General features: G+C 64.7%; 15 protein-coding genes. 6 read left to right on the plus strand and 9 right to left on the minus strand.

What is annotated here, in order from left to right:
• Position 1: 1 nt before the first annotated feature.
• The 6 genes from JOF57_RS10675 to JOF57_RS10700 are packed head-to-tail and all read right to left on the minus strand — an operon-like array spanning position 2 to position 6,573.
• Positions 2-1,213: a TerD family protein gene (locus JOF57_RS10675; protein ID WP_209916308.1), complete on the minus strand. Its 1,212-nt coding sequence runs from the start codon at positions 1,211-1,213 to the stop codon at positions 2-4.
• Positions 1,214-1,264: 51 nt separating this feature from the next.
• Positions 1,265-2,101, minus strand: a complete 837-nt coding sequence (locus JOF57_RS10680) for an HAD family hydrolase (protein WP_209916310.1) — start codon at positions 2,099-2,101, stop codon at positions 1,265-1,267.
• A complete protein-coding gene (locus tag JOF57_RS10685; RefSeq protein WP_209916312.1) occupies positions 2,098-3,210 on the minus strand; it encodes a cysteine protease StiP family protein in 1,113 nt (370 codons plus the stop codon). Before JOF57_RS10685 ends, JOF57_RS10680 begins: the two co-directional genes overlap by 4 nt.
• Positions 3,207-4,466: a phosphoribosyltransferase family protein gene (locus JOF57_RS10690; RefSeq protein WP_209916314.1), complete on the minus strand. Its 1,260-nt coding sequence runs from the start codon at positions 4,464-4,466 to the stop codon at positions 3,207-3,209. The genes JOF57_RS10685 and JOF57_RS10690 overlap by 4 nt, the downstream gene beginning before the upstream one ends.
• A complete protein-coding gene (locus JOF57_RS10695) occupies positions 4,463-5,659 on the minus strand; it encodes an HpcH/HpaI aldolase/citrate lyase family protein (protein ID WP_407666561.1) in 1,197 nt (398 codons plus the stop codon). Before JOF57_RS10695 ends, JOF57_RS10690 begins: the two co-directional genes overlap by 4 nt.
• Positions 5,656-6,573 carry a hypothetical protein gene (locus tag JOF57_RS10700; RefSeq protein ID WP_209916316.1) on the minus strand — a complete coding sequence of 306 codons (918 nt, stop codon included), beginning with the start codon at positions 6,571-6,573 and terminating at the stop codon, positions 5,656-5,658. Before JOF57_RS10700 ends, JOF57_RS10695 begins: the two co-directional genes overlap by 4 nt.
• A gap of 485 nt (positions 6,574-7,058) precedes the next feature.
• Between JOF57_RS10700 and JOF57_RS10705 the strand changes: the two genes are divergently transcribed.
• From JOF57_RS10705 to JOF57_RS10715, 3 genes are all read left to right on the plus strand, one after another.
• Entirely contained in the window at positions 7,059-7,634 is a 576-nt protein-coding gene (locus tag JOF57_RS10705) for a TerD family protein (protein WP_209916318.1), read from the plus strand.
• 81 nt (positions 7,635-7,715) lie between these two features.
• A complete protein-coding gene (locus tag JOF57_RS10710; RefSeq protein ID WP_209916320.1) occupies positions 7,716-8,831 on the plus strand; it encodes a DUF475 domain-containing protein in 1,116 nt (371 codons plus the stop codon).
• 36 nt (positions 8,832-8,867) lie between these two features.
• Positions 8,868-9,530 (plus strand): TerD family protein, encoded by a 663-nt coding sequence (locus JOF57_RS10715; protein ID WP_209916322.1) that lies wholly within the window; start codon positions 8,868-8,870, stop codon positions 9,528-9,530.
• A 39-nt stretch (positions 9,531-9,569) separates the two neighbouring features.
• Here JOF57_RS10715 and JOF57_RS10720 read toward each other — a convergent pair whose 3' ends face one another.
• Genes JOF57_RS10720 through JOF57_RS10730 form a run of 3 tightly spaced genes read right to left on the minus strand, consistent with a single transcriptional unit; the run spans position 9,570 to position 11,651 of the window.
• Positions 9,570-10,325: an AIM24 family protein gene (locus JOF57_RS10720; RefSeq protein WP_209916323.1), complete on the minus strand. Its 756-nt coding sequence runs from the start codon at positions 10,323-10,325 to the stop codon at positions 9,570-9,572.
• A complete protein-coding gene (locus JOF57_RS10725; protein WP_209916326.1) occupies positions 10,322-11,017 on the minus strand; it encodes an AIM24 family protein in 696 nt (231 codons plus the stop codon). Before JOF57_RS10725 ends, JOF57_RS10720 begins: the two co-directional genes overlap by 4 nt.
• Before the next feature lie 10 nt (positions 11,018-11,027).
• The gene (locus JOF57_RS10730) at positions 11,028-11,651 is read right to left on the minus strand and encodes an AIM24 family protein (protein WP_209916328.1); all 624 of its coding nucleotides are present in this window, start codon (positions 11,649-11,651) and stop codon (positions 11,028-11,030) included.
• Positions 11,652-11,962: 311 nt separating this feature from the next.
• Here JOF57_RS10730 and JOF57_RS10735 point away from each other — a divergent pair, with 311 nt between their 5' ends.
• The 3 genes from JOF57_RS10735 to JOF57_RS10745 all read left to right on the plus strand — a co-directional run bounded on the left by JOF57_RS10735 (position 11,963) and on the right by JOF57_RS10745 (position 13,255).
• Complete coding sequence (locus JOF57_RS10735) at positions 11,963-12,403, plus strand: excalibur calcium-binding domain-containing protein (protein WP_307869994.1); 441 nt, start codon at positions 11,963-11,965, stop codon at positions 12,401-12,403.
• 41 nt (positions 12,404-12,444) lie between these two features.
• On the plus strand, positions 12,445-12,618 hold the full coding sequence (locus JOF57_RS10740; protein WP_209916330.1) for a hypothetical protein: 174 nt from the start codon (positions 12,445-12,447) through the stop codon (positions 12,616-12,618).
• 181 nt (positions 12,619-12,799) lie between these two features.
• Positions 12,800-13,255 carry a tellurite resistance TerB family protein gene (locus JOF57_RS10745; protein WP_209916332.1) on the plus strand — a complete coding sequence of 152 codons (456 nt, stop codon included), beginning with the start codon at positions 12,800-12,802 and terminating at the stop codon, positions 13,253-13,255.
• Positions 13,256-13,262: the final 7 nt, after the last annotated feature.

Below are 13,262 nucleotides of genomic sequence, written 5' to 3' on the forward strand. Positions count from 1 at the left end.
CCTAGAGGAAGCGTGCCATCTGCGGGGCAGCTTCACCGGGGTGCTTGGCTTGCATACCGTCCCCGATTGCCTGCAGCTTCCACTCAGCGCCGACGCGGAAGAACTTGGCCATCACCATCGCGGTGAAACGCATATTGGTTCCCTGCAGGGTGTAGCGGGCCAGCTCGCTGTTGGTGGTGGCGTCGACGAGCCGGCAGAACGCGTTGCTCAGCTGGTCGAAGGTGTGTCCCTTGTAGGAGGTGACGATGAACATCACGGTGGTGACGTAGGCCGGGATGCGGCTGAGATCGACGTTGATGACTTCGTCGTCACCTTCGCCTTCGCCGGTCAGGTTGTCGCCGGTATGGCGGATGGACCCGTCCTTGGATGCGAGCTGGCCGTAGTAGCACACATCGACGAGCTGGCCGTCTGCAAACAGCACCGCCGAGGCGTCCAGATCGATGTCGGGGGTGCGGTTGCCGAACATTCCGCGTTGCTTGATGGGATCCCATCCCAAGCCCATGCGGACCTGAGTCAGTGCGACCCCACCGTCCTTCTTCAGCGAGACTCGTTGGCCCTTGGACAGATTGACGGTGCGGCCCTTGACCAGACTCACCTCGCCCGAAGAAGCGGGTGGGGGAGGCGGCGGCGCGGCGGGGGCCGGTGGTGGCGGGTAGGCGGGCGCGGCAGGCGGGGCAGCGCTGGACGGAGCAGGAGTAGACGCGGGGGCGTCGTCCACGGTCACACCGTGATCGGTCACCAGCGCTGCGAAACCGCCCGCATAGCCCTGGCCGACCGCCCGCACCTTCCACTCGCTGTTGCGGCGATACAGCTCGATGGCGATGACGATCGACTCGGTCGTCAGACCGTCGACGCGGTACTCGTAGAGCTTCTGGCCGGCAGTATCGCTGACCCACGCCATCGGGGCGGCAGACGCTCCGAAGGTGGTGCTGGGGTTGTCCAGCGTGATCACCGCGCGCACCCGGGCGATATCGGCGGGCACCGCGCTCAGCGTCACACCAAGGCTGGCGGGTTGGCCCGCGGCGCCGGGCTGCAATCGCACGCCCGGGCCGGTGGGCTGGTTGAAGAACACAAAGTCCGCATCGGAGCGGACCTTGCCGTTCTCGGTGACCAGCAGCGCCGACAAGTCAGCGGGCGCCGAGAGCTGCACCGATATCACCAGATCGGTTGCCGTCAACGGCCCGTTCTGACCTTTGCTCAGTTGGGTGGTCAAACCAGGTCCTTCCTCGTACGTGTCGAAGTCGTCACACTGTAGAACAGCCGCTCAGAGCGCTTGCGCGTTGTGTGCTGCTGAGCGGGCGTGAAACCACGCCAAGATCTCCTCGGCCGCCCCCGCGCCGTGCGCCGCGGTGACAGTGAGGCCTTCGGTCTGCCATCCCAAGGCGTGTAGTTCGCCGTGGGATGGGCGGATTGCGGCGTCGGCGGCGACGAGAAGTTCCGCATCGAGGGCGCCGTCGCCGGCAGCGAGCACCGGGGCATCGGCCGCCAGTTCACCGGTGGCGGTCAGGCGCCGGCGGACCTCTTGAACGGCATGGGATTTGCACAGCGATCGCGGCACGGTGTACACCTTGCGGCCCTGTTGGGACACCTTCCAACCGCGCGGGGCGCACCAGTGCTGCCAGGACTTCACGAAATCAGCCGGCATTGCGGCTTCGTCGACGACTAGATAGCAGAACAGGTCCTCGGCAGTCTTCACCGAGCGCACCCAGGTGTCGCTGATCCGTGCATGCAAAGCCACCATGACTTCCTCGAGTGTGATCCCGCCGGCGGCCACTGCCGCGGCCACCGTCGCACTCCACCCGGGATCGGGCTGTCCGTCGACCAGGATGGTGCCGCCGTTGCTCGTGACGGCGAACCGGTAGGGACCACCGGGCAGTGCGATGCGCTGATACTGAGCGACGGTGCGAGTGGTGGCCGGTACGACCACCTGCCGCGATGCCAGCTGTTCCAGCGCGCTGATCGCAGGCGGCGTCATGAAGGAGATCTGCTCGCCGTCAAGGGTTTCCACGCACGTTGCCCCATTAGAATCGGTGTGAAAGAACCGGTGCGAATAGATCAGGGTGCGGTCCAGGTCGCTGGCAATGAGGGCAGTCGCAGTCATGAGGTGACGTCCTTGATCAGGCCGACACAGGCGTATGCCAGCTCCGGATCGGTCTCGATGGGGACTTGGCGGGCCTGGGCGAGCAGACGAATGTGTCGATGTTCGTCAGCTTCAGGATCGCGCAGCACGATTTTCCATGGCAGTCGGCGCAGCAGCACGCGGGTGGTTTCACCGATACCGGGCTTGACGAAATTGGTGGTGCCGATTCCGTACTGCTGCTGGATCCGCGTCACGGTGGCCATGCCAGACCAGGTCGGCGTGCGATCGGTGCCCAGCAGGTCCTGCAACTGTGCGTCTGCCTGCGCCTCGACGTCGCCGAAGCGGGCGGTGACCGCGTCCAAGAAGGTCGCGGACTGATCGTCGGTGCTGAGTTCGCGGTAAAATTTGGCGCCGTGAAAATCGTCAGGCCCGGTCAGCCGCGGATTGAGCACCGTTCGCGAGACCAGTCCGGAGACAGTGGAATTCAGGCATGCCGAGGCGATCAGGAAATCGTCGCGGGTGCCGAAGGTTCGCACGCAGTGGCCCGGGTCGGCGAGCACCGCCAGGTCAGGATTGAACACCACGCCCGACGTGGTGGCGTATGCCGCCACCGCGTCGGTCAGCTCCCGGGTGATCGCACCCTTGCCGGTCCAGCCATCCACGAACACCACCGTGGACGGGTCATGGTGGGCGGCCAGGTAGTCCAATGCCGCCGCATCGATGCCGCGGCCCCGCACAATCGACACCGCGTAGTGCGGCAACGTCAACCCGTGACGTTGCCGGGCCCAGCGCCGCATGAGAATGCCGATCGGGGTGCCGGCGCGCGCCAACGACACCAACACGACATCGCGTCCGCGTTCGGCCAACACCATTTCGGTGACGACACCCACCGCGGCGGCCAGCCGCCCGGCAGTCTGCGCAAGCACTTCGGCGAACAGCGTCCGGTAGGCCTGATCGGGCTGATACTCGACAGGTAGCGATTCCGCGTAATGCGCCCGACCGCTTTGGATCTCACGCTCGCGCTGGGCGGTATCTGCTTCCAGCGCGATGTGAGACAGGTCGGTCAAAAGCCAGCTGACCTCGTCAGCGGCGTAGCTGCCGAACGTCGGGCCGAGCAGCGGCGTGGTCATCGGCATTGCTCACGGTGCCCGGCCAGGGCCCGCACATCGGGCCCTGTCACGGTCACGACGGTGACCTCGAAGCCCGCTGAGGCGAGCACCTCGACGATGTGGCGGTCACCGGCGGCGGCGATGGCATCCACCACCAGCACCAGCTGCACGGCCTGGTCGCCATCAGTGTCGAGCCAACCGTTGTACAGGAACCGGGGTGCTTCGTCGCCCGTCTCAGACGCCCGGAAAGTCCAACCCGCCCGCAGCGGGTAACGCGCGTCGTCGTACACGTAGGCCGGTGAGCGGGTGGTGGATTGGAACCGGGTATCAAACCCGCTCTGCGCCAAGGCGTCAGCCAGGCGCAGCGGTAGGTACATCAACTCCTCGTGTCCGACGACGAGGACGGGCCGGGTGGCGTCGAGGACGCCGGCCAGCCGATGCGCCGATTCGGACACCGCGGCGTCAAACGCTGGCCGGTCGGTGCGCAGAAAACCGTGGCGTGCACCTTCGGGGACCGTGCCGGGCCATTTCAAGGCGACTTCACGCACCGGGCACACTGCGTCGGGCCCGGCCGACGTGTTGAGCGCCGGGGCCTCCATCGCACACACGGAGTCGATCAGTCCCACCGGCAGGCTGACCCGGCCCTGGGCGAGACTGACGAACTCGATCTGCGTGCTCAGCGAGGCTGAAGCCTCTGCGACCAACGCCTGATCGTCGGCTGAACGCATATCGACCAGTGCGGCGACGATGTAGCGCGGGCGCGGCACAACGCGCTGCAGCGCCTCGATGGTGGCCAGCGCGGTCTTGCCGGTGGAGATCTCATCGTCGACAAGCACCAACGTGCGCTGCCCGTCGAACACTTCTGGGCTCGTGGGCTGCAACGCGTGGTCGGTAGCGTGCGAATGCCCCTCCTGAAACTGCGCATAGATCCAGCGAGCGTCGGCTGGGCGGCGGGTGGTGTGCAGATACACTGCGGCGTTGAGCTCATCGGCCACACAGTGGCCCAGGCTGGTTGCAGTCTCGGCCATCCCGAGCACATCGACCTCGCCCACACCGCATTGTGCGATCACCCTGCCAAGACGCCCGGCCGCCTCGATCACGGTCTGCGGTGCCACCGCGATGTGCTTGCCCAGCACGGTCGACACCAGCAGATGCGCGCGTCGCGGGTTGCGCCGAAGGCCCGGCAGCACCAGATCAGTCGCCAACTCGGCGCCATCGTGGTCATGTATCTGCAGGCCGAAACGTTCAGTGGCCCATGGTTGTTGCGTCAACGTCATCGGGCAGCCAGCACCGTCAGGAAATCCACGAACGTCACGCCCTCGTTGGCCACGCCGAACACCCGGGCGCGGCGCAGCACCTGCTCAGCCCAAATGCGGTGAGGACGGGGTTCGTTCATCTTGTTGCGGTACTCCGAGCGGCGGACTCCGCCTTCGGTTGCGGCCATCACATCAGTGGCGTCGCGGTACTCCTCGTGCGTCACCACCGACAGCGCGTGCACAGCGGGCACGTGGGTGGGGTGGATGACCGTCTTGCCGAGCAACCCGTTGGCGCGGTCGAGGCTGATCTCACGCAGCAGCCCATCGAGGTCACGGCTGACCAGTCCGGACCGAAACCGCACGGCATCGTGCTCGGCGAACGGTGTAGTGCGCAATAGCGGGCGAAACAGCCGTTCGTGATCGGCGAAGTACTCCCACACCGGGGCGGTAACCACAAAGCCGGTCCCGTCGTTTCGGGCCAACCGATTGACGATGTCGGCGATCGTGTCCGCGACCGTCTTCACGTCGTAGATGGTGTGGTCACGGTCGCGGCGGATGCCATACATCCCGCACATGTCGGTAGCGCCCACCCGAACGGCCAACACCATGTCGCGGTAGCGGCTGAGGATGTCAGCGATCGCGGTGAGCTCACCGTCGCGGCTTTCGCGATAGAGGATCTGCGGTGATTCCAGCACCGGCATGCAGTACAGATGCTTGCCCAATGTCTCTGCAGCCTGGGCGATCTGGCGCAGATACCGTTCGCCGGTGGCGGCCGAGAACTTCGGGACCACGAAACCGGCAAGGGCCTGTGCGCCCACCGACAGCTTCCCCACGATGCGCTCGATGCAGGCCTCGCTGCGCACGCGCACAAACACCATCGCCGTCGCGGCGAGACCGTCGGCGGCCAACTCGTCGAGTGCATTGACCGCGTTGAGTGCGGCGGTCTCCACGTTGGCCTCGTCAACCGCGTCTTCGAGGTCGAGCACCATCGAGCAGATACCTTCGCCGGCCCGTCGGGCCACTGTGGCGGCCAGATCGTCACGATCGGCCGGTATGTAGAGGGTGGCACCCAATGCGGTGGCAACGGTGTCACGTTCTGCGCCCAAGCTCAACGGCTGCGGGTTCGCGAAGAACAGGTGGGCGCGGTCAGCATCACCGAGGTGATGAAAATGCTCGACTGCCCGCACCGGGCGGGTGGTGTTCGGGGCGGTCACCGCGCAGACCGCTGGCGGATGCGCGTCACGATGCCCGCCACGAACTCTGAAACCTCTTCCAGTGCAAGGTGGTACCCCCAATAGTCCGGATGGCGCCCCTGAAGTGCGCCAACGATCCGATCAATACGTTCGACCTGCGCATCCAGCACAGACCCCCATTCGGCGACCGCGTCGCGGTCCACGGCCAGTCTCTGCGCATCCCGCAGGCGGAACCGCACCGCCTGTTCCGGCTTGCTCGGGTTGTCCCGGATGGTGCGTAGCACCGTCAGCCGGTCCAAGGGGGCATCGACAAGGTCTTCAGCTGCCCCGATGGCCGCGCGCGCTTGCTGGGCCAGTTCCAGCGCGGTTTCCGCGCGGCCCTGCCGGTCGGCCAGAACTGCCTGCTGCAGAAGCGCATCGGCGCTGTCGAGGTCCGCCCGGCTGCGGCGTTCGTTGTCCACCAGATCTGCCGAGCAGTTCGCATGAAATTCCCGCAGCAGCGTCGAGAGGCTCACCTCGACATCCGCCCCGCGGGTGCGCACCGCTGCCAGGCGGGTGCGTACTGACGACACGGTGCGGCGTGCTTTCTCGGCGGCCCCAGGGGCGCTGTCCAGAACCGCACCCAAGGCCTCGATCGCGGCATCGAGACGTTCGGTGGTATCGCGGGTGGCGACGAGGTCGCTGCGCTGTTGTGCCAACTGCAGCTCTCGTGTCGCGGTTTGCATCCCGTCGTGCGCAGACTGCACGGACGGGTACTGCAGCCACTGGCCGTCCGCTCCGGACAGTCGCCCCTGCATGGTCTGGGCTTGCATGAGTAAGGTGGCCGCCCGCGCTGTTGTTGCCGTGGTCTCAGCGACGGCACCGTCGAGTGCACGCTGGTGGCGGGCATAGAAAGAGTCCAGCGTTGAACGTGCCTCATTGAGTTGGCTGCGCACCTCGGTGGCCGAGGGTCGCGGGCCGGTCTCGGTGAAACCGGTGGGGCCGGTGGGACTGGTGGCAGAAATGTAGGCCGCTGAGGCGTTATAGCAACGCTGTTGAACGGATTCCCACTCGGTGACTATTGGCGAACTGGGCTTGAGTGAGACAAGAGTGTGAACTGCGGATTGCACTTCCGATTGCCGATGGTCCAAGTCAAGGAACACACCGGTCAGCTCCGCAGGGACTTCGGGTGAGCGGCCGTCGGAGTGACTGCGAGACCGCCGCAGCCATCGACTGGGCACGACTGAATCGTACCGGCCACCACCGACTCCAGAATGCACAGAGAGCGGTCCCTTGCAAACCGGTGAAGAATGCGTGTCGGGACGCCTCTCGGAGGCGGCATCATATGCATTACGGTACGAGGCGTCGCGCCGGATGGTGGGACAGCCACCGCGCGGATCTTCGCCGTTCGGTTCAACCCTTTGATGAAAGGTTTTGGTAAATGGGTGTCAGTCTGAGCAAGGGCGGCAACGTTTCGCTGACGAAGGAGGCCCCAAACCTCACCGCAGTCTCGGTCGGTCTGGGATGGGACATCCGCACCACCACTGGGACGGAGTTCGACCTCGACGCCAGCGCCATCGCGTGCGGCGAGAACAAGAAGGTTCTCTCGGACCAGCACTTCGTCTTCTTCAACAACCTGCGCTCTCCGGAGGGGTCGGTCGAGCACACCGGCGACAACACCACCGGTGAGGGCGAAGGCGACGACGAAATCATCAATGTCGATCTGGCCGCAACCCCGCCCAGCATCACCAACATCTTCTTCCCGGTATCCATCTACGACGCCGATGGACGCCAGCAGAGCTTCGGCCAGGTGCAGAACGCGTTCATTCGGGTCGTCGACCGCTCCAACGGCAAGGAACTCGCACGCTACGACCTCTCCGAAGACGCCTCGACCGAGACCGCGATGGTGTTCGGTGAGCTCTACCGCAACGGCGCCGAGTGGAAGTTCCGCGCGATCGGCCAGGGCTACGCCTCTGGCCTGGCCGGCATCGCTCGCGACTACGGCGTCAGCGTTTAAGACACCACCGACATCGGAAGTGGCCGTCGGCGCCATGCGCCGGCGGCCACCGCTTACTCAAACGAAAAATCTGGGGGCACAATGCTAGTACGCACATTCGGATTCTCGATGGTGGTGACTGTCGCAGCGCTGATCGCGGCGTTCCTCTACGGCGGTGTCGAGGCCCTGATTCTCACCGCCATCCTCGGCGTCTTCGAGGTGTCACTGTCGTTCGACAACGCCGTCATCAATGCCACTGTGCTGCAACGAATGAGCGAATTCTGGCAGAAGATGTTCCTCACCGTCGGGGTCCTGGTCGCTGTCTTCGGGATGCGTCTGGTGTTCCCACTGGCCGTCGTGTGGATTACCGCCGGCCTGGACCCCGCTCACGCGCTCGACATCGCGCTGAATCCGCCGGCCGACGGCGCAACACACTTTGCCGACGGCTCGCCGAGCTACGAGACAGCGCTAACCGCTGCCCACCCGCAGATCGCGGCCTTCGGTGGCATGTTCCTCATGATGCTGTTCCTCAACTTCATCTTCAGCGAACGTGAAATCACCTGGCTCAGTTGGCTTGAGCGTCCCCTCGGCCGCGCGGGCAAGCTCGATCAGCTCGCCGTCGTCGTCGCTCTGGGCATCCTGGTTGTTGCCTCCGATATCCTCGCACCTGACCAGGATCAACTCACCGTGCTGATTGCTGGTTCGCTAGGCCTGATCACCTACATCGTGGTCGACGGACTGGGCTCCATGTTCGAATCTGACGACGAGGAAGCCGAAGACGGCACCGCAGGATCTGAACCTTCACAGCTGGTGCGGCAGGCCGGCAAGGCCGGGTTCTTCCTGTTCCTCTACCTGGAGGTACTTGACGCATCGTTCTCCTTCGACGGTGTCATCGGCGCCTTCGCCATCACCACCGACCCGATCGTCATCGCGCTCGGCCTGGGATTCATCGGGGCGATGTTCGTCCGTTCCATCACGATCTTCCTGGTTCGCAAAGGCACGCTGTCGGACTACGTCTACCTCGAACACGGCGCGCACTGGGCGATCGGTGCGCTCGCGGTGGTGCTGCTGGTGTCCCTGGGTATGCATGTCGACGAGATCTTCACCGGCCTCATCGGTGTCGTGCTGATCGCCGCGGCCTTTATCTCCAGCATCATCCGCAACCGCCGCGCCGCACAGTCGGACACCGACGACCAAACCCCCGCCCTCGCAAGCTAATCGCACTACCGGAATCTGATTCGGAAAGGATCATCCGTGGGTATCGACTACACCAAGCGTCCTCAGCCCGCAGCACCGGCCGCCCCGCCGGCATCTGGTGGGGTCAACCTGTCCAAGATCAGCTTGACCAAGTCCTCACCGACGGTCAGCTTGACCAAACAGGGTGAACAGCAAGGCGTGATGCGGGTCAACCTCAACTGGAACGCCGGCAAGCGCAGCCTGTTCGGCGGCTCCAAAGCCATCGACCTGGACCTGGGCTGTCTGTACGAGCTTGCCGACGGCAGCAAAGGTGTCGTGCAGGCCCTCGGTAACAGCTTCGGCTCCGAGCAGTCCAAGCCCTATATCGCCCTCGACGGTGATGACCGCTCCGGCAACAGCGCTGCCGGTGAGACGATGCGCATCAACCTGGCACGGCCGGAACAGTTTCGCCGCATTCTGATCTTCGCCATGATCTACTCCGGCGCGGCCAACTGGGCTGCGGTGGACGGCGTCGTCACCATGTATCCCACCTCGGGCCCGCCGATCGAGGTCCGCCTCGACTCGCCGGTCGACGGCGCCAGGATCTGCGCGATCGCACAGGTCTACTACGCCCAAGGCGCGCTGCACGTCAACCGTGAAGTCAACTACATCCACGGAGATCAAGCGGATCTGGACCGTGCATACCAGTGGGGGATGAACTGGACGCCCGGACGTAAGTAGCAGCCCACTCCGGGTACAGATCAGCCCGCGGATGTCGGCTCAGCGCTGCTGGGCCGACATCTGCGTGGTGATCACCGAATTCAGGTGCTGCAGCCCGGAGAACGTCAGGCCGTGCAGCTGCGACTCGATGGTGCGAACGATTGCCGAATCACTGATCACCTTTTCGCTGGATTGCACCAAAATGGTTCCCGCACCAGTGAAGTCGAACTGACGCTCTTCCCCGGAGTTGAAGCCCATTCGTGCCGCACCCGCCGCCATGAAGCCGCTGATCCAACGCTGATCGAAATGATGACTGGGCGCCGGGCAGTCCGCCCAGCCGACCAACGCTTCTGGATCGACCCGCGCCGGCGGCTCCACAAACATGACCGGACCGTTCGACGACGCGAGGAACTTCCCGGTCCCGATCAGGGTGACAAACCCCGGTACGATCGACTGATTCATCGATAGGCCGGGCTCGAACGCCAACAGGTTGGCTGCCCGCACCGTCAGGTTCCCCGCGTCCAGGTCGTAGGCATTGATGTCGTAGCCGCGATCGCCGATCACCAGGCTCCCGTGGCCTTCGGCCACCACGTAGTCGCCCAAATACAGTGGCGCCGAGAAGTGCTGAGCCACCATGTGCAGCAGATTGCCCTGGAGGCTCTGCGTCAACGCCCGGAACTCGATCTGCCCGTAGTAGGCGATCATCGCTCCCTTGCGCATGAACCACGGCTTGGTCAGGTTGATGTTGAACGCATAGTTGTTACCGGGCACATTGTCATCAACCGGCAGCGTCGACGGATTGAGCGGCTGGGTCATAGTTTCTCCTCCGAAGCCTGCACGTACACCACACCCTGTCCCACACAATGCAATTGCATCGCCTCACCCGAACCACGACCCACCGCATCACGCCAACTGAGCGCCGACTTCAACTCAGTCGACACGTTGCCGTACGCCGCGACAAACGCCTGAGGATCGACCACCACCGGTGCCGGCCCACCCACCTGCAGCTCAATCACCCCGCCGTGAGCGAGCAACACCGCGCCGCCCTGGCCCGAGAGTTGGGTGGTGAACATGCCCTGCCCGGTCAACGCCCCCGCAGCCGCACCCCGCAGCATTCCCCTCATCCCGCCGCCACCGGAACTCGCGCCGGCGACCGAGACCACCGCACTCTGCAGCCCCGCGCTGTGGGCCAGCAGACGCGAGGCCTCCACTCGCAGCACCGCGCCCGGCGCAAGATCCACGGGGTGGACCTCCAAGCCGGCGAACCCGTAGTGGACATCGCCGTAGCCCTGGGCGAGCATGGTTCGTTCATGCTCGCCCTGCATCATCCGCCCGGCCATGCCCATCAACCCACCGGCACCGCCCATCTGGGCCGCCCCGGGCACCTGATGCGGAGAGAACGCGACATCGCCGGTGTAGAACAACATCGCACCGGTGCGCGCTACGACGCCACCGGCCTGGGCGACGTTGACATTGACGACCTTCGAGTTGACCTTGGTGAACACCATTGCTCGTCGCCTACCGTTCTGCCGGCTGAATAGACACCACACCAATGCCGTCCCAGCGCAACGAGAACGCCTCGCCGCCGCCCTGCCCGACGACGCTGCGCCACGACACACCCGTGACAAACGACTGCTGAAGGTTTCCCTTGGCGCACACAAACGCGTCCGGATCGACCACCAACGGGTACTGCGGGGACACCTCCAGGTGGATCAACGGCCCGCCCGCAGACAGCAGCGCCACCTGCCCGACACCGGAGACCACCGTGGTGAACAACCCCTGACCCGAACTGGCGCCCCGCAGACCGGCGAACGTCACATCAGTGTGCAGATTGCCCGCCAACGCCAGCAGCTGTTGCGATTCCACCCGCAACTGCTCGTTGTTCAGCTCCAGCACGCATACGTGCTGGGCGTTGACCGCCAGGAAAATACGGCCGTCGCCCTGGCACTCCATCAGCGACAACGCCTCACCGGTGGCGCGCTGTTTGAGGCCGGCAAGGACCCCCGACCCGCCGCCGAACCCGGCCGACTTGAACGACACATTGCCCTCGTAGGCCACCATCGAGCCGCTCAAGGCCCGAACGCTGGTGCCGTGTACCCGCGCCTCGACGACCTTCTTCGACATTTGCAACAACTGCGCCATAAACGCCCCCTCCCTCAGAATCTCAGCAGAACGATAATGCAGAGCCGCCTCGCCTCTCATCGCTGTCTGCCGAGAGGATTCCACGGCGCAGCAAAGTGGGCTCTCGGTGGCGGCTGAGCTGCCCTCGCGGGACATCAGAACTGCCGCCATTTGCCACCGCTGCCGGCTCGGCATCGCTATCGTCGATCCGACCACGTGACCCGACACCAGGATTCAGGGCCGCGAGGAGAGACGAGGTTCCGGTGAGTTCTTCTCACAGTCCGTACTACAGCCTTCGGCATTGGTGGTCGCGCACGTCGACAGCAGGGCGCGTGTTTGTCGTCGGTCTGCTGATTCCCGTGGCCCTGGCCGGGATCGTCGGTTGTTCCTCTCCCGCGGAGGAGGGCCGGAATCTGGAACCAGAGTCGGCATCGACAGCCGCATCGACGACACCGACAACCACCACGCAGGTGACCACCACGACCACCACGACCACCGTGCCGCCTACTACCGGCCAGACTTCCGTCGTTCCGCCTTCCCTGCCGAGCGAGACCGGTGTAGCAGAGCAGCCGGTGGTCGCCGGCGACCCGCCGTACCTGGGATCAGCCGATCAGGTCGAACCGCCGGTGGTGCCGTACATCCCGGCACCGGGGCCCTTCTCGAGTTGCGGTGCTGCCCGTGCTGCCGGAGCGGCCCCATTGCATCGCGGCTCTCCCGGCTACAGCCCTGCGCTGGATCGCGACGGTGACGGTGTCGCGTGCGAGACGCGCTGACCGGCCGACCGTGACTCCCTTGGGCCCCAGGCAGGTTCGCCATGCTCCGCGGGTCGCTGACCGACGTGGTCTTCAAGCCCGGTACCCGCAACTGCAAGGTGCTGTCAGGGACGCTGCAGTCTGATCCCTATACCGGCCAGACCATCCATTACACCTCTACGCAGGCCAATGCGCTTCAGGTCGCGGTCGCCACGGCGTGCCCGGATACACCCTGAGCGGGCAGCCCGTCACGAAGGCTGTGCCTGAGACAGTCGCGTATCCCTGAAAGCCGCCTCGGACGACCTCGACGCCCGAGGGCTGATCAAGGGATGCGCACAACTCCGACACCACCCTAAAAGATGCACGTCAGTGCCGATAGGGTAAGTGCGGCAAATCGGATCATGAGAAGGAGCGCCAATGGGATTCTGGGATCAGTTGCGGGCGAAAACGTCTGAGCTGAACGATCAGCTGCAACTCAAGACTGCGCAGTTCAAGAACAAGGAGTTTGCCAACGGCGCGATGGCCATGTGTGCGCTGGTTGCCGCTGCCGACGGGTCGATCGACCCATCCGAACGGCAGAAGACAGCGGCCTTGATCATGAACAACCAGGCGTTGTCGGTGTTCGAATCCGACGATTTGCGGCAGAAGTTCAACTGGTTCTGCGACAAGCTCGAAAGCGATTTCGACTTCGGCAAGGTGGAGGCAACGGCCACGGTCGGCAAGCTCAAATCCAAGCCGGAACAGGCACGAGCTGTCATTCAGATTGGCATCATCATCGGTGGCGCTGACGGCACATTCGATGAGCACGAGAAGGCGGCTGTGAAGGAAGCCTGCTTTGCAGTGGGCATCGACCCGTCTGAGTTCGACCTGTAGAACTCCG

The sequence above is a fragment of the Mycolicibacterium lutetiense genome, from assembly GCF_017876775.1.
GTDB lineage: Bacteria > Actinomycetota > Actinomycetes > Mycobacteriales > Mycobacteriaceae > Mycobacterium > Mycobacterium lutetiense.